Origin of the sequence: Streptomyces sp. NPDC026659, assembly GCF_040638245.1 — a bacterium.
Taxonomy (GTDB): domain Bacteria; phylum Actinomycetota; class Actinomycetes; order Streptomycetales; family Streptomycetaceae; genus Streptomyces.
Genome location: NZ_JBEZXY010000009.1, coordinates 246,702 through 267,279, shown reverse-complemented (window position 1 = coordinate 267,279; position 20,578 = coordinate 246,702). Strand labels below are relative to the sequence as shown.

The following is a 20,578-nucleotide window of genomic DNA, read 5'->3' as shown; positions in this document are numbered from 1 at the left end:
CGCTTCGTCGGAGGGTTGTTCATGGCCCCGCCCCACGAGGCGTCTCAGGCCGACAGCTCCCACGCGTACGGCGGCTCCGCCCCCGAGCGGGAGCAGGTGAGCGCGGCGGCGCGAGCCGCGAAGCCGAGTACGTCGCGCCAGACCTCGGCGTCGAGTCCCGCGACGGCCGTGTGGCTCAACGCGTCGATCTCCCGCAGCCGATGGAGGAGCGCGGCGTTGACCGTGTCGCCCGCCCCGATCGTGTCGACCACCGCGACCTTCGTACCCGGCACGCTCACCTGGCCCGCGCCCCGGCTCCACACGCTCAGGCCGTCGCCGCCCCGGGTCAGGACGATCGCCGCCGGGCCGTACTCCAGCCATGCGGTCAGGTGGGTGTCCAGGTCGCCGTCGGGGCCGAGGTCCGCGAGCCAGAGGGCGTCCTCGATCGAGAGCTTCAGCAGCGCGACGTGGGGCAGCCAGGCGAGGAACCGCTTGCGGTAGGCGTCGGCGTCCGCGATCAGGCCGGGCCGGATGTTGGGGTCGAGGGCGGTGAAGACGCCGTTCGCGAACTCCCGGCGCAGCAGCGCCTCGTACGCGCTCGCACCCGGCTCCAGTACGAGCGAGCAGGTGCCCACGGACAGGGCGGTGGCGCCCTCCGGCAGCGCGGGCGGGAGCGCGAAGAGGCGGTCGGCGGTGCCCTCGGTGTAGAAGCCGTATCCCGCCGATCCGTCGCTGCCCACGTTGGCCACCGCCAGCGTCGTCGGCTCGGAGCCGCGCTGGACCAGTTCGGTGTCGACACCCGCGTCCCGCAGCCCCGCCAGCAGGGCGGCGCCGAAGGCGTCCGTGGACACCCGCGAGCAGAACGACGTCGGGGAGCCGAGGCGGCCGAGCGCGACGGCGACGTTGTACGGCCCGCCGCCCCGCTGCGGGAGAAGCTGCGGCAGCGGGGACGCCGACTCGGAGGTGGTGACGGGGGCGGGCACGAGGTCGATGAGCGCCTCGCCGGCGACGACGATCACTGTGCTGATTCCTTTCGGTGCGCCGTGGAGCGGCGGGGCGATATGTATGAACTAGCCTGCGGGACAACAGAGTTGGGGCGCGCTACGGCGACGCCGGCGGGGCATCGGCCGCTCCGGCCGCCCCGACGGGACCGGCCCCCGGCGGACATCCGCAGGACGTCCGGTGGACCACCGCGCACGGCAGCCGAACCGTCCTCGCCGCACGCTCCGGCGCGTCCAACCGGTCGAGGAGCATCCGCAGCGCCACCCTCCCGACCTCACGGCTCGGCTGACGAACGGCCGTGAGGCTGGGCGAGAACAGGTCCGCCCACTCGAAGTCGTCGAAGCTGACGAGCGCGATGTCCTCGGGGATGCGTAGCCCCGCGTCGCGGAGCGCCTGGAGCGCGCCGATGGTCATCGCATTGTTCGCCGCGATGAGAGCCGTGGGACGGCCGGAGCCCGACAGCAGGCGTTCCGTCGCGAGACGCGCGCCCTCGGACGCGGAGTTGCCGTGGTCGAGCAGCTCGGGGTCGTACGGGAGTCCGGCCGCGCGCAGCCCCTCCCGGTACCCCTCGATCCGCTCGGTCGTCGTGCTCAGCCCGGCGAGGCCCGCCACCATCGCGATCCGCCGGTGGCCGAGCGAGGCGAGGTGTTCCACGAGTTCCCGTACGGGCGCGGCGCCCTCGGCGCAGACCTGGTCGTACGCCGGTTCCTCGGACTCGTCGACGAGGCGGTCCAGGAAGACGGCGGGGACGGCGGCGCGGCCGAGGTAGTCGAGGAGGGCCGACGGCTGGGCCGAGGGGGCGATGATCACGCCGTCGACGCGGCGCTCGTGGAGCATCCGGACCACGCTCAGCTCGTGCGCGGGGTCGTCGTGCGGGTCGGCGATGAGCAGTCCGTAGCCGGTGGTGAGTGCCTCGGCCTCGACGCCCTGGAGGATCTCGGTGAAGTAGGGGTTGCTGATCGCGGAGACGGCCAGGCCGACGGAGCGGGTGCGGGAGGTCACGAGGGAGCGGGCGAGGGAGTTGTGGATGTAGCCCAGTTCCTCGATGGCGCGGAGCACCGCGTCGCGGGTCGCGGGCCGTACCGGACGTGTGGCGTTCAGCACGTGGGAGACCGTGGCCACCGAGACACCCGCGCGCCTCGCCACGTCCGCCATCGTCCGCATCCCGTACTCCTTCGTGTGCCCCGTACCGCGTGGTTCCGCCTGTTCGCCCGCCCATGGCGGGGCCGGACGGCGGTGAGCGCGCCGGGGCCGGCGCGGGCCGTCCGTCCATGAGACCTCGTCCGTCGGGGAGACAGACGCCGAAGACCTATGAAAAGTCACACGTAAGCGTTTGCGCAAGCGCTTACGTGGCGATTATGTTTCCCCGCGTCTTCGGACATCCGTCCGCACACCGCTGTGAGGAGGCGCCATGCGCGCTGTCGTGGTCACCCAGCCGGGAAGCGCCGAGCTGACCGCCATACCCGATCCGAGTCCCGGTCCCTCGGAGGTGGTCGTCCGCGTCAGCTCCTGCGGCCTCTGCGGCACGGACATGCACATCCTGGGCGGCGAGTTGCCGTCCGTGAGCTACCCGCTCGTCCCCGGCCACGAGCTGACCGGTGTCGTGGTGGAGACGGGCCGGGACGTACGCTTCCCGCTCGTCGGCCAGCGGGTCGCCGTGGACCCCAACACCCCGTGCGGCGCCTGCCATTACTGCCGGATCGGCCGCGGCAACCTCTGCGAGCACTACACCGCGGTCGGCGTGACCCGTAACGGCGGTTTCGCCGAGTACGTCGCGGTCCCCGCGGGCCGCTGCCACGTCCTGCCCGAGGGGCTGTCCGAGGCCGCCGCCGGTCTCGTCGAGCCCCTCTCCTGCGCCGTCCACGGCCTCAGCCGCCTCCCCCGACGGCCCGGAGAGCACTACCTCGTCTACGGCGCCGGGACCATGGGTCTGATGATGGCGGCCCTGGTGGCGCACTCGGGTGCGGCCTCCGTGTCCGTCGTCGACCCCAACACCCGCCGCCTGGACCTCGCCAAGCGCATGGGCGCCGACGCCACCGCCGCCAACGCCGACGAACTCGGCCGCGAGCAGGGCTTCGAGGTAGTGATCGACGCGACCGGCGTCATCGCGGCCATCGAGGACGGCCTGGGCCGCGTCCGCAAGGGCGGCACGTTCCTGCAGTTCGGCGTCGCGGACCCGGCCAAGCGGGCCTCGTTCTCGCCGTTCATGGTCTACAACCGCGAGATCGACATCATCGGCTCCATGGCGGTGCACAACGGCTTCCAGCCCGCGGTGGAGATCCTCGCCGGTGGACTGGACCTCGACCCGCTCGTCAGCGACGTACTGCCGCTGGAGAACTTCGACGAGGCGGTACGGCTCTTCCGCGCCGGTGCGGGTCAGAAGATCCACCTCGCGCCGCAGCTGGACGACCCGCGCGTCGCGGCGGCCACGGACGCCACCGCGCGCACGACCGGCACGGCGGCCTCGAACACGGGCGCGGCGTCGTGAGCGCCCTGGTGGAGTCCGAGGCCGCGCCGCAGCGGCGGCCCCGGCTGCGGAACGCCCTGATCTGGGTGTTCGGTGCCCTCGGCGGCATCCTGTGGGGCTACGACACGGGCGTGATCTCCGGTGCGATGCTCTTCATCCGCCAGGACATCGCCCTGACGCCCCTCATGGAGGGCCTGATCGTCTCCGGGCTCCTGGTGGGCGCGATGGCGGGCGCCGGGCTGGCCGGAAAGCTCTCCGACGCGTGGGGGCGGCGCCGGCTGATCCTGGGCGCGGCGCTGGTCTTCATCGCGGGTACGGTCGGCGCGGCGCTCTCCTCCGACGCGTCGCTCCTGATCGGCGCGCGCGTGCTCATCGGCGTCGGCGTGGGCATCGCCTCGGTCGTGGTCCCGCTCTATCTGACGGAACTGGCGCCGATGGAGGTGCGCGGCGGACTCGCCTCCCTCATGCAGCTCCTGGTGACCGTCGGCATCTTCCTGGCCTACCTCACCGACTACGCGCTGGCCCCCGCGCACGCGTGGCGCTGGATGATCGGGCTCGGCGTACTGCCCGCCGCCGTCCTCGCCCTCGGCATCCTCACCCAGCCGGAGAGTCCCCGCTGGCTGGCGGGGCGGGGCCGCCGGGACGACGCCCAGGCCGCCCTGACCCTCCTGCGCGGCGACGACGAGGCCGCCCGGACCGAGCTGCTCGACATCGAGAAGACCCTGGCGGAGGAGCGCGCGGCGACGCAGCGGCTGTCCCTGCGCGACCTTCTCTCCCCGCGCCTGCGGCCCATGCTGGTCGTCGGTCTGCTGCTGGTGTTCTTCCAGAACTTCGGCGGCATCAACACGATCATCTACTACGCCCCGACGCTCCTCACGAGCATCGGCTTCGGCAACAACGGCGCGATCCTCGCGAACGTCGGCATCGGCCTGGTCAACATGCTGATGACGCTCCCCGCGATGCGCCTCATCGACCGCCGCGGCCGTCGCCCCCTCCTGCTCTGGGGCTCGGTCGGCATGTGCGCGGGCATGGCCGTCCTGGCCGCGGTGAACCTCACCCCCCTCGGCCACGGCTCCCTCCTCGCCCCGCTCACCCTCTTCGGCGTCGCCCTGTACGTCGCCGCCTTCGCGGCCTCCTGGGGTCCGGTGCAGTGGGTGATGCTCCCCGAGCTGTTCCCCACCCGCATCCGCGCGGGCGCGGTCGGCGTGTGCGTCGTCTTCAACTGGCTCTTCAACATGGCCGTGGCGCTGGTCTTCCCGTCGCTCCTCCACGCGTGGGGTGCCGGGGCGAACTTCGTCATCTTCGCCGTGACGACGTTCCTGTCCGGGGTCTTCGTGAAGCGGCTGCTGCCGGAGACGAAGGGACGGTCGCTGGAGCAGATCGAGCGGGAGGTGCTGCGGCGGGAGGACGCGGCGACCTCTGCGGCGGACGAGGCGGACGAGGCGGACGAGGTGACTCCCTCGACGGTGTCGGTGTCCTGATCGGGACGGGGTCGCGTCGCGTGATCCGTGAGCCGTGAGCCGCGCCGGGGGTTGTTTCCCCCGGCGCGGCTTTCGCGCATGGGCCGGCGAGGAGGCCAGGAACAGCAGCTCAGCGCCGTGGTAGCTTCGTCGTGGAGGCTCGTAGGTGCCTGCCCCGGACGAGATGTGCGCCGTACCCGGCCCGCCAAGACGACGCACTCAGGAGGCGTCGTGGACGCAGGCACACCTTCCACCGATTCCGTCGGCCCGGTTCCCCGGCCCCGCGAGTTCGACGTCCGCTGGATCCACGGTTCACCGTCGGCCAAGCACAACACCGACCCGGACATCCAGGTCTACGCGTGCGACGAGCACACGGTCATCCTGCGGCAGAACATGGCGATCGACTACGAGGCGCCCTTCCTGTTCCTGCTCTTCGGAGACGCCCGGGCGGTGCTGATCGACACCGGTGCCACGGAATCCGCGGAGTTCTTCCCCTTGCGGCGCGTGGTCGACGAGCTCGTCGAGGACTGGCTCGCCCGCCACCCCCGCTCCGGCTACCACCTGCTGGTGCTGCACACCCATCCCCATGGCGACCACGTCGCGGGCGACGGCCAGTTCGCCGGCCGTCCCGACACCACGGTCGTCGGCGCCGACCTCACCACCGCGTGGAAGTACTTCGGGTTCGAGGAGAACCCCGCCGCCGTCGCCCGGGTCGATCTGGGAGGCCGCGTGCTCGAATGCCTGGCCACCCCCGGGCACCACCAGGCGGCGGTGACGTTCTACGACCCGTGGACCGGGTTCCTGCTCACCGGTGACACGGTCTACCCCGGCCGGCTGTACATCCAGGACCGGTCCGCCTTCGCCCGGAGTATCGACCGGCTGATCGAGTTCTCCGCACGTCGGCCGGTCACTCACGTCCTGGGCTGCCACATCGAGATGACCACCGAACCGGGCGTGGACTACCCGATCCGCACCACCTACCAGCCCGACGAGCCCCCACTGCAGATGACACCGGGCCACCTGCACGAGATCCGCGCCGCGCTCAAGGAAATCGGTGACCGGCCCGGACGACACGCCTTCCCCCTCTTTGTCATCTGCCCGGACGACTGACCTCGCACAGTGTCGTTCCGTCGCCCTCGGGATCTCAGAGCCTGAAGTCGATCTCCTTTTCACGCATCAGCGTCTCCAACTCCTTGTCCGACAGGGGCCGTAGAGAGCTCAGAAAACGGCGTAGCCCCGCTTCGTCCAGGGTCTGGCTGGAGACCTCGAACTCCGCGTTCCCGTGGCGGCGGGTGAGGGTAATCGCGTGGCCGCCGGGGAAGTCGACGACCGTGCGCATGTCGCCGGGGGCGGTCACCTCGCAGGTTGCCCCCTTCTGCAGGACAGCGGGGCACTGGAGCGTCGGCGTGACGGGTGGGCGGACGACGAGGTCCACGTACCCGCGTTCGTCCTGTCGGGCGGCGCGGTAGCTCACGCTGAAGTAGGCGGGGCCGATTTCGGCGCGGGAGAGTGTCATGCCCGGGGGCGGGGTGCCCAGGTACTGGAGTTCCGCGCGCTCTCGGTAGCGGGCGAAGTCCGCGTCGTGGCGGCGCTGTTGGGCGTGCGCCGGGCCGATGAAGCCGCCGTACGCCACCGAGGTCACCAGCACGGCGACCGCGCCCAGACGGACCCACCTGCTCGGGACGAAGAACGCGGCGGCCACGGCGTACGGCACTCCCACCAGCGCGATCCGGGCATCGGCACTCCCCAGGTCGACGCCCGCGTCATAGGCGACCAGGCCCGCCAGGACGCCGAGCGTGCCGAGCGCGAAGACGGACACCGCCCAGCCGAGCCGCTGCCGCGTGGAGCCGCACTGAGGCACCACGGTCCGCGCCGGCCCGGCCGCGGCGACCAGCACACCCACCGTCACCGGCACCCCCAACGCGAGCACCAGCCCCATCGCCCCTGCCCCACCACCCCACCCCGACGCCAACAACACCAGCCCGAGCATCGGCACGGCGGCCGCCATCAACGCCCAGACCAGGAAGAGATGCAGGGCCGTCAGCGCCCGTCTGTCGCTCATCATGCCGCCGGATGCTGCCAGTTGGGGTGCTGGGGCACATGAGTACGTGTACTCAACGCGCGCGGGTGGCGCCCGGCGGCTACTTCAGGAGCCGGAAGCCGGGTTCCCGGCGGCGGGCCCGGAGGAATTCCGCCGAGTGCAACCGGTGTGGCGCTACCGCTCGATCCGGTGGTTGCGCGCCGTCTCCGCGCGGACGGCCCAACGCTCGTGGTCCCTCCACTCGCCGTTGATGAGCTGGAAGGCGGCCGAGTAGCCCTCGCGTTGGAATCCCAGGCGTTTGACGAGGTTCAGTGAGGGAGTGTTGTCGGGCTGGATGTTCGCCTCCAACCGGTGCAGCGCGAGCTGGTCGAAGGCGTGCTGTATGACGAGGCCCACGCCTTCGGTCATGTACCCGCGACCGGTTGTGGACGCGTAGGCGACGTAACCGAGGGCTCCGCTTTGGAGGCCGCCTCTGACGATGTTGTTGATGTTGACGCTGCCGACGATGTCGCCACGGCCGCGAAGGCAGATGACGAAGCCCTCGTGTGTCGGCTGGTCGAGCCGAGCGAGGAAGTCCTCGAAGGCTTCTACCCTCAGTTCACGAGCGCCCACCCAGCGCCGGAGCATCTCCGCGCTTTGCTGGTTCAGGACCCTGAGGTTGTCGTAGTCCGCGCAGCTGACATGGCGTATCGACACCCGCGGCCCTTGCCGAAGATCACCGGTGGTTCCCATCTTGGGATCCTAGACAGGCTGTTCAGAATGGCTTCAGCGAAATCCTCGTGGTCAGCAGCCCCGGTCGTAGAGCGCCCGCAGCCACGGTTCCCTGACGGCGGGCAGCCGGGCGAGCGTGTTCCGGAACGCGTACCCGGACGGCTCGAACGGGTACCACGGGTGCGGCGGCAGCGGGTCGTCGCGCTCCGTGCCCGGTGGCAGGCCGCCGACGACCGGCAGTCGGGTCTGGTGTGGCGGGAAGGCGAGTTCGGACCAGAGCGCGGCGTCCATGGGTACCGGCACCGCTCCGGCGCGCGGTTGCCAGATGTCTCCGGTCTGCGGGTGGACCGGTACGAGCACCAGGTCGGCGGACGGCTCGCCGAACCCCGGTCCGGCCAGGTCGAGCCGCTGCGCACCCTTCCCGGCGGGCAGCAGCGCGCCGAGTGCCGGGCCGAGGAGCTTGGCGAGCGGCCCGGGAGCCACCTCGACCGGCGCGCCCTTGGCGGCCGCCACCACATGGGCGAGGGCCACTCCGGCCGGGATGTCCTGGAACGTGCTCAGCCGGTGCCACAGCGCGCCGGTGGCCAGCAGCTCCGGCCAGTCCATGACGGGCCGCTCCGGCGGGCCGGGCAGCCGTACGACTGCCTGTGGTACGAGCCGGACGAGCTGCCAGCACCCGCAGTCGTCCATCCTCGTTCCGACCGGCAGATCGCAGTCCACGCAGGCGAGGTTCGGGCCGTCCCGCCCGTCGATCCCCATGCAGTAGCCCGCGGCCCGCTCCATGATCAGCCGGGTGCCGCGGGTGTCGCCGGGCGCGAGGAGGACGGTGTCCGACGGTCCGTCGGACAGCGCGGCGACCGGCGCGAAGTATCCCCGTTCCGCCGCCTCGTCCGGTCCGACCTCGTCCCACTGCCGCCACGGCGGCCCGTACGGTGCGGGGTCGAGGGCGTAGGAACCGGCCTCCAGCAGTGGCGGGTGCAGTGTCTCCCAGTGGGTGTCGATCAGGTGGATCGGCAGTGCCACCCGCGAGACCGCCGCCGTCAGAACCGCACCGCAGCCCGCACACCCGAACACCGCCAAGCCGTCCCCTCCCACCGTCGAAACCTCTGCATCCCACCAGCGGGCCGACCTGCGGCGCAACGGGTTTTCAGGCGCCCGCGAACGCCCCACCGTGAACGCCCCACCGACCATCCGGCGGTGGCGTCCGGCGTGTGCGTCCTCCGGTTCCCTCAGCCCGAGTGCCAGCGGTCGCGGCCGTCGGAGCCGGGGCCGCAGACCATGGAGGTGCCTGCCCGGGTGACGCCCCGGGCTCCTGGGGGAGAGCAGAAGGCGCCGGGGTGGACGACCGCTCCACCGCCGCCTCCGGTGGACGAGGACGAGCCGCCACTTGTGGACGAGCCCCCGCCGCTCGTGCTGGAACCTCCCGCCGCGTCAGCGGCTCCCGATCCGCCACCTCCACTCGTCGTACTGCGCACCCGGTCATCCGTACGGTCCCGGTAGTCCGGAACCCCGTCGTCGTCCTTGTCCCCCAGGTAGGAGCCCTCCGTCGCGCACCCCGCCTTCGGGGAGGCCAGCCCGAGGGTGACCTCGGCGGTGATGTCGTCGCCCTGCGCGGGGTCCTGCTCGCACACGAGCCAGGAGTCGTGGTCACCGTCGGGCAGCGCGTCGTTCATGTAGTGCGACTCGGCCCGGATCGCGGACTCGGACACGCCCAGGTCCGTCAACTCCGCGACAGCGGCCCGCCAGATCCGCCCCGTCAGGCCCGGCATCACCGGCCACGGAATCCTCGCGCCGTCCTTCTCGGGGCACGGTTCACCGGACTTGACGGCGGCGAAGGTGATCGCCCTGGGACCGCCGGGTGAGTTCTGGAAGCAGACCACCCAGCCCGACCGCACGAGGATCGAGCGGTGTTCGGCGGAGGCGTCGTGGCGGTCGGTGGTGTAGCCCAGCGCACGGGCGGCGGTCTCCGCCCGGTCGAGCGGCTTGCCCCGGTAACTCGGAGGCGGGGCGGGCTCGTTCTGCCGCTGCCGGGACGGCTCGGTGCTCGGTTCGTGGGTGCGTGCCGAGGCCGGTTTGGCGTCCGTCCGGGCGGTGTCGTCGAGTTGGCCGCCCACGCCCGAGCCGATGCCCAGGAGGAAGAACGCCCCGACGCTCGCGCCGAGTCTGGCGAACCAGCGCCAGGGCGGGAGGAACCAGAGCAGTACGACGGCGGCGACCATCGCGAGGAAGCCCAGCGGGAGGCTGAACGCGCTGATGAGGGCAACTGCCGCCAGGAGGCCCAGACCTGCGGGGGTGGTCTTCCACCAGGGGCGTGCCGGAGGGGTCCGTGGGGGTGCGGGGGTGTACGGGTTCACGTGGGGCTTTCTGGATCGCCGGATGCGGGGGCGCTCCGGTTCACACAGGTGAGTCCCTTTTCACGGATGCGCCCAAGTCGCCCCACTTTAGCGGGATGTCACCCTCTGGGTCGCCTTCATCGCATTCCGCACGCCCCTCACAACGGCCGGTCCCCCACCCCCACACTCCCCCGCCCGCTCAACCGGAACAGCAGCAGGATCGACGGGACGATCAGCACCGCCGCCACACAGGCCACGCCCACGACCACCGCGAGCGTCGCGTCGGGGGCGGCGGCTTGGGTGAGGGTCAGGTGGGTGCCGAGGAGGTACGGGTACTGGGCGACGCCCCAGCCCGCGACCACCAGGGCGACCGCCCCGGCGGCGATGGCGCGCACGCCGAAGGTCCTGCGGGCGCGCAGCATCGCGAGGCCGAGTACGCCGCCGACCGCGGCCAGGACGACCAACGGCAGTGCGCGGCCGGTGAGATGGGCGAAGAGGCGCGGGGCGTCGGACTGGAGGACGAAGATGCCCGCGATGCTGACCGCGCCGGTCACCGCTCCGGCGGCGAGGGCACGGTTGCGGAAGTACCGGTAGAGGGTGTGCTCGTCGCGGCGCAGTGCCTCGACCGTGAGGTAGGTGGCGGCGAGGTAGGCGCAGGCCAGGACCGCGAGGACGCCGCCGAGGATGCTGGTGGGGTTGACCCAGCTCGATACGGCGTCGCCGTTGCCGGCCGTCGGTACGCGGCCGGAGGCCAGGCCGCCCGCGATGGCGCCGAAGCAGTACGGCGTGAGGACGGAGGACAGGGCGAACGCGGCGCCGTACAGGCGTTGTTCGGGTGTGCTGATGGTCGCCTTGCGGAAGGCGAACCCGGCGCCGCGCAGGACGATGCCGAGCAGGGCGAGGACCAGGGGGATGTACAGCGTGGTGGTGATGGCGGAGAAGGCGGTGGGGAAGCCGCTCCACAGGACGACCAGGCAGTAGATGAGCCAGGTGTGGTTGGCCTCCCACACGGGGGCGAGGGAGGAGTCGATGAGGTGGCGGGGCTCGCGGCCGCGCCGGGCGCCGCCCGCGATCAGGTCCCAGAAGCCCGCGCCGAAGTCGGCGCCGCCGAGCACGGCGTAGGCGATGACGCCGATGAAGAGGAACACCGCTACCACGTCGGCCATTTACGACACCTTCCCCTCGGAGCGCTCGCTCGGGGCACCGGATGGTGCGTCCGGCCCGTACGGCACGTGGACCGTCCCGTCGCCCTGCTTCTGCCACCGTCTCTTCATGGACAGCAGGACCCAGATGGCCGCGGTACCCACGGCGGTGTAGAGGGCGACCACGACCCCGAAGGTGATCCACAGGTTGCCCTGGGTGGCCACCGCGTCCCGGGTGCGCAGCAGGCCGACGACGATCCAGGGCTGGCGGCCGACCTCGGTGACCACCCAGCCGCTCTCCAGGCTGAGGATGGACAGCACCCCGCAGACGGAGGCCGCGCGCAGGAACCAGCGGTCGGTCTCCAGGGTGCCGCGGCGCTTCCACCACACCCAGACGAACCAGGCGGCGACGGCCAGCATGACCATGGAGGTGCCGACCATGATGTCGAACGCCCAGTGCACGATGTTGACCTGCTCGGTGGTGGGCCGTACGGCCACGGGTACGGCGTCGAGCCCCTTGATGGTGGTCGACGGTTTGAACCCGGCGAGGATGGAGGCCACGCTCGGTACCGAGATGCCGTAGCGCACCTCGCCGTCGATCAGGAAGCCGCCCAGGGTCTCCGGGACGTGGTTGCCGGTGGTGGGGAGCAGTTCGATGGCGGCGAACTTGGCGGGCTCGTCGTCGAAGACCTCACGGGCGATGGTGTCGCCGACGAAGATCTGGACGGGCAGGGCGGCGGCCGCGGTGACGAAGCTGATCAGGAAGCCGAGCCGCTGGTAGTGACCGCGCCGTCCCCGGAGCATCCCGACCGTGTAGACGCCCGCCACGACAAATCCGGCGACGATGTAGGCGGCGAGCAGCATGTGCCAGAACTGCCACCAGAAGGCGCCGTTGAAGAAGACCTCCGCCGGGCGTACGTCGACCACCCGCCCGTCGCGCATCGTGATGCCGCCGGGCTGGTTCATCCAGCTGTTGGCGGCGATGACGGCGGCCGCTCCGCCGACGCTGGCCAGCGCCACGGGTACGCCCGCCCAGAAGTGGGCCCAGGGGCGCATCCGGTCCCAGCCGTAGATGTAGATGGCGACGAAGATGGCCTCAAGGAAGAAGAAGAGCCCCTCAATGGCGAACGGGAAGCCGAAGGCGGCGCCGTAGTTCTTCATCAGGCCGGGCCAGAGGATGCCCAGCTCGAAGGAGAGGACGGTGCCGGTGATGGCGCCGACCGCGAAGAGCACGGCGGCGACCTTCGACCAGCGCCGGGCCAGCAGCAGGGCCGCTTCGTCGCCCTTGCGCAGTCCCCGGTAGTTGGCGATCAGCATGAGGGAGGTCAGCGCCACGCCGAAGGGGACCAGGATGATGTGGAAGCCCAGGGTGAAGGCCATCTGTTCCCGCGCGGGCAGCAGCTGATCCGGGTCCGCGGCGGCCAGGATCGCGGTGAGTCCGGCCGGGTCGACCGTGAACATGGACGGTTCCTCCTCGTGCTCGGGAGGGACTGCGGCCACCGGGGACTACGGCCGCCTTCCATGGATCTGTTTCACTTCGTACACCTGATTCGGATGCGTCCCCTTATGCCCTTGTTACGGCGGGTGCGGCCTTCAGATGTTTACGGCCGGGGCGTCGGACGTGGTGGTCAGGGCGACCAGGCCGCCGGGGGCGGGCCGGCTGCGCAGCAGGTCCGTGACGGCCTCGGCGGCCAGGGTGTGCCAGGTCGGCAGGCGGCGGAGCATGGCGTGACCGGTGTCGGCGAGGACGGCCATCCCGGCGTGGGCTCCCTCCGCGCGCGCCCGCTCGACGAAGCGGGCGGAGTCCGCCGCGGCCGTGACGCGGTCGGCGTCGCCGTGGAGTACGAGCAGACGCGCGCCGTCCAGGTGGGCGGTGGGCTCACCGGGCGGCAGCCAGGGGGCGAGGGCGAGTACGCCGCGTACGGCGGGGTGGTCGGCGACGCGCAGCGCGGCCCGGCCGCCCATCGAGTGGCCGACGAGGACGACGGGTACGGGGCCGTGCCGGGCGGCCAGTTCGGCGAGGGCGCGGCGGACGTCGTCGGCGGCGGCGCCGTCGTTCCAGCCCCGGTGGCGGTAGCGGATCTCGCCCAGCAGGACGTGGTCCGGGGGCAGGCCGGTCCCGACCGCGCGCAGGAGGGAGCGCATCCGCACCGCGGCGAGGTGCCAGGGGCGGGAGAGGGTGTGGTCCTCGGCGCGGCCGCCGTGCGCGGTGAGGACGGCGGCCCGTACGGTCTCCGGCGCGTGCCGTACGAGCAGGGCGCTCCTCGCTTCCCCGCCGTCCGTCACCGTCCTGTCCGTCGTCATCCGCCGTGCTCCCCGCTGTCGTGATCGTCGGCCGCCGTGGGGAATCCGTAGCCGATCGCCGCGCGGCTTGGCCCGGAACGGAAAACCCGGTTGACCGGGAACCGGTCACGGCGGTCCGGCGCCGCGCCCCCGCTCCGTGCGGAGCACCTCGTCCAGGTCGCCGAGCCGGTCCAGGACCTGGACGGCGCGCGCGGTGCGCAGGTTGCCCGCGAGGACCTCGCGGTGGCGGTGGACGAAGGACCAGTAGCCGGTGGTGAAGGGGCAGGCCCGCTCGCCGGTGCGGTCCCCGGGACGGTAGACGCAGCCGTCGCACAGGTCGCTCATGCGGTGGATGTAGGCGCCCCCGGAGGTGTACGGCTTGGTGGTCATGCGGCCGCCGTCGGCGTACTGGGACATGCCGACGACGTTGGGCAGCATCACCCAGTCGTAGCCGTCGACGAAGCTGCGGTGGAACCAGTCGGTCACCGCGGCCGGTTCCCAGCCCTGCTGGAGGGCGTGGCTGCCGAGCAGCATCAGGCGCGGGATGTGGTGGGTCCAGCCGGTGTCGCGTACCTGGGCGAGTGCGGTGGCCAGGCAGCGGGCGGTGACGGCGTCGGCGTCGAGATCGGCGAACCAGTCGGGCAGCGGGGCGTGGTGGTGCAGGGCGTTGCGGTGGCGGTAGGCCTCGCCGAAGTACCAGTAGAGGTGCCAGACGTACTCGCGCCAGCCGGCGATCTGCCGTACGAAGCCCTCGGCGCTGTGCACGGGCGCGTGTCCGGAGCGCCAGGCGTCCTCGGCGGCGTCGACGGCCTCGGCCGGGTCGAGCAGGCCGAGGTTGAGGGAGGACGACAGCAGGCTGTGGCTCATGACGGGGTCGGCGGCGAGCATGGCGTCCTCGTGCGGGCCGAATCCGGCGAGCCGGTGCTCGGTGAAGCGGCGCAGCGCGGCTAGGCCGTGTCCGCAAAGTAGCGTCGTCTGCCCGGAGGGCAGGGCTCGCGGCGTCTGGTGCGTGCGATCGCAAGGCGGAGGGTCGCCCGCGTACTGGGTGTACGCGGGTGAGCCCGACAACGCGGCGAGCGTGCGTGCCAGGCGTCGCGAGCCAGGCGGGACTTTGCGGACACGGCCTAGGGCCTCGCGGCGGGAGGCGGGGAAGCGGCGGGGGCCGTCGCGGCCGGTGAAGCGGATGCCGCCCTGCTGTTCCCAGCGGTCGAGGTCGGCGCGGACCTCGGCGTCGATGTCGTCCTCGCGGGGGCGGTAGGGGGCGGGGGCGCCGAGGGTGCTCGCGCCCTTGGGCGGGGGTTCGCGGTTGGCGTGGTCGTGGTTCCAGCGGCCGCCGGCCGGGGTGTCGCCGTCCATGAGGAGGCCGAGTTCGCGGCGGACCCAGCGGTAGAAGTCCTCCTGGCGCAGCCGTCGTCCGTCGCGGCCGTCCGCCCAGGCGCGGAAGGCGTCGTGCGGGAGCAGAAAGGCGGGGGTGGGCAGCACACGGACCCGGTCCAGGGAGCGGACCAGGCGCAGGGCAGCGCGGGAGGTGGGGTGGTGGACGGTGACAGGAGCGTCCCCGGCGGCTTCGCGCAGGCCCTCGCGGTAGGTCTCGGCGCGGACGTAGCGGACGCGGTCGCCCAGTTCGGCGGCGCGGTGGCGCATCGCGGAGAGGACCAGGTGGGCCTTGGCGCGGTGGAAGCGGCGGCGCCGGAAGACCGAGCGGGCCTCGATCATGACGACGGGGGCGTCGCGGGCGGGGCCGTCGTCGCCCGGGGTGAGGAAGTGGGGGCCGAGCTGGTCACCGAAGAGCCAGTGCGGGTCGGTCATGCGGGCGCCTTGTCTCCTCAGCCGGTCGTGTGGGCGCCGTCAGTCCAGTTCGGGGGCGGGGCGCGGGGTGCGGCGGAAGAAGGTGGTGGCGCGTCTGATGCGGGAGGCGGTGTCGTTCGGGCGCCAGAGGTTGCCGAGGTAGGGGGCGTACCGGCGGGCGCCGTGGTGGTAGAAGCCGGGCAGGTGTCCGGCCAGGGGCGGCTTGAGGTCGAGGGCGCGCAGGCGCGCGAAGGGCACGAACTCGGGTGTCATCCCCGGTTCGCGGGCCACCGGGCTCTGGCCGTGGGCCGAGCCGTCGGCGGCGAAGACCAGGTCGACCGTGCGCTGCCGGCTGTCGGGGTCGACGGCCTCCAGCACGAAGGCGACGCGGGTCGGTTCCACCGCGAGACCGGTCTCCTCGCGCATCTCGCGGCGGGCGCAGGCGGCCATGCTCTCGCCCATCCGCGGTGTGCCGCCGGGCAGCACCCAGTCGTCCAGGCCCTGTGCCGTGCGGTGGACGAGCAGCACGCACTGGCCTCGGAAGAGGATGGTGGAGCAGCGGAGCATCATGTCGTCCGGCATCGTCATGCCGACCTCCTCGCGAATGACGTGCGGGTCTGCCGGCAGAGGCCATCAGCGGCGCGTTCGCGTCCGCGGTTACGGCGAGCCTCATCGCCGCGGGTGCTGCGTCCATTGTCGAACCGGTCGGAAGCACCGGCAAACGGGAGCCGGGGCCATCGGTGCGTCCTACTCCGCTCCCCCGGCCGGGCCGAGCCGGGCGAGGAGCAGGGCCGTGTCGTCGCCGGAGGACTGGTCGAGGGTGTCGAGGAGCGTGTCGCAGATGTCCTGGAGGGAGGCCGTGGCGCCGGTGGCGCCTTCCAGCGCGCGGCACAGCGCCTCGATGCCGACGTCGATGGGCTCGTGCCGGGACTCCACGAGGCCATCGGTGTACAGGGCCAGCAGGGAGCCCTCGGGCAGCTTCGTCTCGAGCGTGCCGAAGGGGACGCCGCCCACACCCAGCGGCGCGGCGGGCGGCAGGGTGAGGAGCCGGGCGCCCTGGCCGGGCTGGACGAGCACGGGCGGCAGATGTCCGGCGCTGGACAGGACGCAGGTGCCGCGCTTGGGATCGCAGACGGCGTAGACGCAGGTGGCGAAGGACTCGCTCAGCTCCGCGGCGGTCTCGTCGAGGTGGCCGAGCAGTTCGGCGGGCGGGAGGTCGAGGCGGGTCAGGGCGCGGGTGGTGGTGCGCAGCTGGCCCATGATCGCGGCGGCGCGGATGCCGCTGCCCATCACATCGCCGACGACCAGTGCGACCCGGCCGTCGTGGAGCGCCAGTACGTCGTACCAGTCGCCGCCGACCTCGGTGCCGCTCCCGGCGGGCCGGTAGCCGACGGCGATCTCCAGGCCGTCGGGCTGGTCGGGGGGCTGCTGGGGCAACAGGCTGTGCTGGAGGGTGAGCGCGGTCTCGCGCTCGCGGCCGTAGAGCAGGGCGTTGTCCACGCTGACGGCGGCGCGGCCGACGAGTTCGCAGACCAGCTGGAGGTCGCGGCTGTCGAAGGGGCGGGTGTCCTCGGTGCGGTACAGCGTGAGCACGCCGAGCACGGAACCACGGGCCAGCAGGGGCGCGGCCAGGGCGCTGCGGACCCCGGCACCGCGCAGGGCCTCGGCGGCCCGTTCGTCCCGGGCGAGCTCGCGGAGCGCGGTGTCGTCCACGCGCGGGATCAGTACGGGGGCGGCCTCGCGGACGCTGCGGCACAGCAGCGGGGACGAGCCGGAGCCGGTGAGGCCGTCCGGCAGCTCGGCGGTGCCGTCGCTGCCGTCGGGGCGGACCGCGGCGACCGCCAGCGTGCGGAAGCCGCCGTGGTCGCCGCCCGAGTGCGGGGCCAGGGACCGCTGCCCGATCACGACGGAGTCCAGTACGTCGACGGTGACCAGGTCGGCGAACCGGGGTACGACGGCGGCGGCCAGCTCCCGCACGGTCTGCTGGAGGTCCAGGGTGCTGCCGATGCCGGAGCTGGCCTCGGTGAGGGTGGCGAGGTGCCGGTGGGCCGCCGCGATCTCGGTGGCGGCCAGATGCCGCTCGGTGACGTCCACGACGGACACCGCGACGCCGAGGGGGTGCCCGCGCTGGTCCTCGATGCGGTAGTACGACTCCGACCAGGCGTGGTCGTGGTCCGGGTCGAGCGGGGTACGGCCCACCGTGCGCTGGTCCAGGATCGGCTCGCCGGTGCGCAGCACCTGCCGCATCGCGGACTCGATCGCGCCGGTGTCCAGGTCGGGCAGCGTGTCCTCCAGGCGCCGCCCGCGCACCTCGCGCTCGCTGACCCCGTTGGCGGTGGTCAGGGCGGAGTTGATCCGTATCCAGCGCAGATCGGTGTCGAACACCGCGAGCCCGACCGGGGACTGGTCGATCAGCAGCTCCGACAGCGCGAGGTCGCCCTCCACGCGTCGTACGGTGCCTTCGTCGGCGGCGAGCGCCAGGCCCAGCACTCTGCCGTCGGGGTCGTGCAGGCGGCCCTTGCGGTACTCCACCAACCGGGTGGAACCGTCCTTGCACCGGGCGGGGAAGACGCCCGCGAAACTCTCCCCGACCTGTATCCGCCCGAACCGCTCGTGCGCGTGCTCCACGTCCTCCGGCGAGGCCAGCAGCTCGTCCACGGACGCGCCGAGCGCCTCGTCGGCGGCGTACCCGAAAAGCTCCTCCGCCTCGGGGCTCCACAGGACGATGCGGCCGTTCCCGTCGACGACCACGGCCGAGGCGTGCAGCAGATCCAGCAGCCCCCCGGGCACCCCGGCGCCCTGGACCTCGGCCGGTCCGGCCCCCTGGCCCCAGAGGTCCTTGCCACCCATACCCGCCGCCTCCCGTCGCCCGACCCGGCACGGGGTACGCCCGGGCCGCGCCTTTTGCGTCAGCTCATACCACTATGCCCGAGGGGCGCGGTGGTGCGGGGGCGCTGCCGCGCGGGGCGGGGGCCTGGACCAGGTGAGGCCGGAGCAGGGGTGATCGCTCGCGGTGGGATGATCGCGTGGTGAGTGAGGCGAGGGAGTCGGCCGCGGAGGCCGTTGAGTCGCATGTGCGGGCGTTCTTCGCAGGCCACGCCGTGGAGGTCGTCGACTTCGACCTCGGGCCGGAACGGCGAGAGGTGGTGCCCGAGCTGCGCGTTCTCGTCGTGGGGCCCGGTCCGCGCGGCGACGGCTGGGCCTATGTGACCGCCGGGTGCTGGGACTCGACGGAGGACGTCGATGACGGCCTGGAGTTCGTCATGACCGCCCATGTCCGCGACCAGCGGTTCATCGAACTCATGGCGATGATCGCCTACTACCACCGCGGAGGCCATCGGCTCGACGTGGAGCACAGCCTGCCGATCGGTGAACCCTGGGTGCCGGGGTCAACCTGCGATCACCTGTTGATCAGCCTGCCCTATCTCCACGGACCGGACCTCGAACACTGTCCCGTGCCCGGGGGCCACGCCCGCATCCTGTGGACGCTGCCCGTGACCACGGCCGAGATCGAGTTCCGCAGGCGTCACGGGCACGAGGCGCTGGAGCGGCTCTTCGACGAGGCGGAGATCGTCCCCACCGATCCTTTCAGGGCGTCGGTCGTCTGAGTTTCCGGGGCTCGTCGATCGCCACCGCGGGCGTCGTCCCGGCCGCGCCCCGGCCGGAGGCCCACCGCACCGCCGGACCCATCGCCAGGCCCGCCGTCAGGAACAGCGCTCCCAGCAGGAGCCAGCCGAGGGTGCCGCCGGAGAGGATCAGGGTGGTGAGGAGGAGGGGGCCGATGAGGCGGGCCACGGCGGTGCCGGCGCCGTAGAAGCCTTGGTACTGGCCTTGTTTGTCGGGTGGGGCGAGGGCGAAACCGATCTCCCAGGAGCCGGAGCCGAGGAGCATCTCGCCGAGGACCTGGACGCAGGCGGCGGCCAGGAGCAGCAGGGCGGCGGTCCAGGCGGTGGTGCCGCCGGCCGACAGGGCGAAGCAGGCGCAGGCGGCGAGGAGGACGAGCCCGGCGTGCCGTAGCGCGCGGGACGCGGAGGGCAGGTCCCTGACGCGGGCGGCCATGCGGACCTGGAAGAGGACCACGCCGACCGTGTTGACGACCAGCAGCGCCGAGACCGTCCAGCTCGGCGCCTCGGTGCGCTCCACGATCCACAGCGGCAGCACCACGCTGAGCAGCGGCATGTAGAGCAGCATGATCATGTTGAGGAGGGACACCAGGGCGTACGGCCGGTCGCGGAGGACCGTGAGGCTCGGGCCGCCCTGCCCCCCGTTCGGACCGCCCTGTCCCGCCGTCGCCGCCACCCCGGTCGGGGGCCGCAGCCGCGACAACACCACCGCCGCCACCAGGAAGCTCACCCCGTCCGCCGCCAGCGCCGTCAGATACGCCCCCTCCGTGTCGAGCCGCAGCGCGATACCGCCCAGTGCAGCGCCGAGGGCCAGCCCGGCGTTGACGGTCGACTGGAGATACGCCCGGGTCTCGGTCCGCCGGGCCGGTTCGACCAGCCCGGCGAGCAGGGCCTGCCGTGCCGCCCCGAGCCCGCACTGGCAGCAGGTGTACGCGCAGACGGCGGCCAGGAACGCCGGGTAGGAGCGGACGAAGAGGAACGACCCCACGGCCAGGCCCGTCGCCACGGACATGAGGATGGCGATACCGCGCGGCCCCCGCCGGTCCGCGAGGTGACCGAGCGGTACCCCGGCGACGGCACCGAGCGCCCAGCCGAGCGTGAGCGCGGCGCCGATGTGGGTCGGGCCGAGGCCGACGACCCGGCTGAAGTAGAGCACCGAGCAGACGTAGTACGCGCCGTCGCCGACCGAGTTCGTCAGCTGGGCCAGCGCGAGTGTGCGCGCGGGCCCGCCGGGCGGGACGATCCGGATGAAGCCCACGTACGTTCCTCTCGGTCGGTGACTCGCTGTCCGTGGCTCGCTCGTCGTGGCACCCGGAGGGCTCAGTCGAGTTCGTAGTCGAACCAGATCCGGTGCGTGCCGTCGGCCTCGATCTCGATGCCGCCGGTACCGGAGATGCCCGTGAGGTCGCCGGTGCCGCTCGACGGGACGATCACGAAGAACTGCGCGGCACGGTCGCTGCCCGTGGTGGTCGCCGAGTGCGCGAAGTTGAACGCGCCCTCGTGCCCGTTCAGCGAGCCCTCGAAGGACTCCATCGCCACATACGTGCCGACCCCGGCCGCCTGGTCGAACGCGGCGGTGAACAAGGTCGCCGCCCGCCCGCTGATCCCGCCCTCGAAGTGCTTCTCCATCCGCGCGACCCCGACCGGGAGGCCGGTGGTGACGGCCGGGTCCGGTGTCACCCCGGTCGGGACGAACGCTTTCACGGTGAACGTTCCGTCAGCTCTCATGGGCCGACCGTATCCGCAGGG

At 72.4% G+C, this 20,578-nt stretch carries 18 protein-coding genes and 2 riboswitches; of the genes, 4 read left to right on the top strand and 14 right to left on the bottom strand.

What is annotated here, in order from left to right; all coding sequences use genetic code 11:
* Nucleotides 1-44 precede the first annotated feature (44 nt).
* On the bottom strand, nucleotides 45-998 hold the full coding sequence (locus AB0E91_RS23645; protein ID WP_361785266.1) for a carbohydrate kinase: 954 nt from the start codon (nucleotides 996-998) through the stop codon (nucleotides 45-47).
* Between the two features lie 82 nt (nucleotides 999-1,080).
* On the bottom strand, nucleotides 1,081-2,145 hold the full coding sequence (locus AB0E91_RS23640; protein WP_361785263.1) for a LacI family DNA-binding transcriptional regulator: 1,065 nt from the start codon (nucleotides 2,143-2,145) through the stop codon (nucleotides 1,081-1,083).
* Between the two features lie 247 nt (nucleotides 2,146-2,392).
* On the opposite strand from AB0E91_RS23640, the gene AB0E91_RS23635 reads away from it, so the two are divergent.
* From AB0E91_RS23635 to AB0E91_RS23625, 3 genes are all read left to right on the top strand, one after another.
* A complete protein-coding gene (locus tag AB0E91_RS23635; RefSeq protein WP_361785260.1) occupies nucleotides 2,393-3,469 on the top strand; it encodes a zinc-dependent alcohol dehydrogenase family protein in 1,077 nt (358 codons plus the stop codon).
* Nucleotides 3,466-4,929 (top strand): sugar porter family MFS transporter, encoded by a 1,464-nt coding sequence (locus AB0E91_RS23630; RefSeq protein WP_361785257.1) that lies wholly within the window; start codon nucleotides 3,466-3,468, stop codon nucleotides 4,927-4,929. Before AB0E91_RS23635 ends, AB0E91_RS23630 begins: the two co-directional genes overlap by 4 nt.
* 131 nt (nucleotides 4,930-5,060) lie before the next feature.
* Nucleotides 5,061-5,128: riboswitch (guanidine-III (ykkC-III) riboswitch) on the top strand.
* 11 nt (nucleotides 5,129-5,139) lie between these two features.
* Nucleotides 5,140-6,018: an MBL fold metallo-hydrolase gene (locus AB0E91_RS23625; RefSeq protein ID WP_361785254.1), complete on the top strand. Its 879-nt coding sequence runs from the start codon at nucleotides 5,140-5,142 to the stop codon at nucleotides 6,016-6,018.
* A 34-nt stretch (nucleotides 6,019-6,052) separates the two neighbouring features.
* On the opposite strand, the gene AB0E91_RS23620 is transcribed toward AB0E91_RS23625, so the two are convergent.
* From AB0E91_RS23620 to AB0E91_RS23575, 10 genes are all read right to left on the bottom strand, one after another.
* Nucleotides 6,053-6,973, bottom strand: a complete 921-nt coding sequence (locus tag AB0E91_RS23620; protein WP_361785251.1) for a hypothetical protein — start codon at nucleotides 6,971-6,973, stop codon at nucleotides 6,053-6,055.
* A 150-nt stretch (nucleotides 6,974-7,123) separates the two neighbouring features.
* A complete protein-coding gene (locus tag AB0E91_RS23615) occupies nucleotides 7,124-7,681 on the bottom strand; it encodes a GNAT family protein (RefSeq protein ID WP_361785248.1) in 558 nt (185 codons plus the stop codon).
* A 51-nt stretch (nucleotides 7,682-7,732) separates the two neighbouring features.
* Nucleotides 7,733-8,740 (bottom strand): hypothetical protein, encoded by a 1,008-nt coding sequence (locus AB0E91_RS23610; protein ID WP_361785245.1) that lies wholly within the window; start codon nucleotides 8,738-8,740, stop codon nucleotides 7,733-7,735.
* A 149-nt stretch (nucleotides 8,741-8,889) separates the two neighbouring features.
* Entirely contained in the window at nucleotides 8,890-10,014 is a 1,125-nt protein-coding gene (locus AB0E91_RS23605; RefSeq protein WP_361785242.1) for a PASTA domain-containing protein, read from the bottom strand.
* A gap of 137 nt (nucleotides 10,015-10,151) precedes the next feature.
* The gene (locus AB0E91_RS23600) at nucleotides 10,152-11,159 is read right to left on the bottom strand and encodes a cytochrome d ubiquinol oxidase subunit II (RefSeq protein WP_361785239.1); all 1,008 of its coding nucleotides are present in this window, start codon (nucleotides 11,157-11,159) and stop codon (nucleotides 10,152-10,154) included.
* Entirely contained in the window at nucleotides 11,160-12,596 is a 1,437-nt protein-coding gene (locus tag AB0E91_RS23595) for a cytochrome ubiquinol oxidase subunit I (RefSeq protein WP_361785236.1), read from the bottom strand.
* 132 nt (nucleotides 12,597-12,728) lie between these two features.
* Complete coding sequence (locus AB0E91_RS23590) at nucleotides 12,729-13,439, bottom strand: alpha/beta fold hydrolase (protein ID WP_361785233.1); 711 nt, start codon at nucleotides 13,437-13,439, stop codon at nucleotides 12,729-12,731.
* Nucleotides 13,440-13,544: 105 nt separating this feature from the next.
* The gene (locus AB0E91_RS23585) at nucleotides 13,545-15,227 is read right to left on the bottom strand and encodes a cryptochrome/photolyase family protein (protein WP_361785230.1); all 1,683 of its coding nucleotides are present in this window, start codon (nucleotides 15,225-15,227) and stop codon (nucleotides 13,545-13,547) included.
* Between the two features lie 39 nt (nucleotides 15,228-15,266).
* Complete coding sequence (locus tag AB0E91_RS23580; RefSeq protein WP_361785227.1) at nucleotides 15,267-15,794, bottom strand: NUDIX hydrolase; 528 nt, start codon at nucleotides 15,792-15,794, stop codon at nucleotides 15,267-15,269.
* 29 nt (nucleotides 15,795-15,823) lie between these two features.
* A riboswitch (Fluoride riboswitch) is annotated at nucleotides 15,824-15,892 on the bottom strand.
* A gap of 61 nt (nucleotides 15,893-15,953) precedes the next feature.
* Nucleotides 15,954-18,056: a SpoIIE family protein phosphatase gene (locus AB0E91_RS23575; protein WP_361785224.1), complete on the bottom strand. Its 2,103-nt coding sequence runs from the start codon at nucleotides 18,054-18,056 to the stop codon at nucleotides 15,954-15,956.
* A gap of 179 nt (nucleotides 18,057-18,235) precedes the next feature.
* On the opposite strand from AB0E91_RS23575, the gene AB0E91_RS23570 reads away from it, so the two are divergent.
* Nucleotides 18,236-18,814 (top strand): suppressor of fused domain protein, encoded by a 579-nt coding sequence (locus tag AB0E91_RS23570; protein ID WP_361785221.1) that lies wholly within the window; start codon nucleotides 18,236-18,238, stop codon nucleotides 18,812-18,814.
* On the opposite strand, the gene AB0E91_RS23565 is transcribed toward AB0E91_RS23570, so the two are convergent.
* Entirely contained in the window at nucleotides 18,795-20,087 is a 1,293-nt protein-coding gene (locus tag AB0E91_RS23565; RefSeq protein ID WP_361785218.1) for an MFS transporter, read from the bottom strand. The two genes, AB0E91_RS23570 and AB0E91_RS23565, sit on opposite strands and share 20 nt — an antisense overlap.
* A gap of 62 nt (nucleotides 20,088-20,149) precedes the next feature.
* Nucleotides 20,150-20,557 (bottom strand): DUF3224 domain-containing protein, encoded by a 408-nt coding sequence (locus tag AB0E91_RS23560; protein WP_361785215.1) that lies wholly within the window; start codon nucleotides 20,555-20,557, stop codon nucleotides 20,150-20,152.
* Nucleotides 20,558-20,578 lie beyond the last annotated feature (21 nt).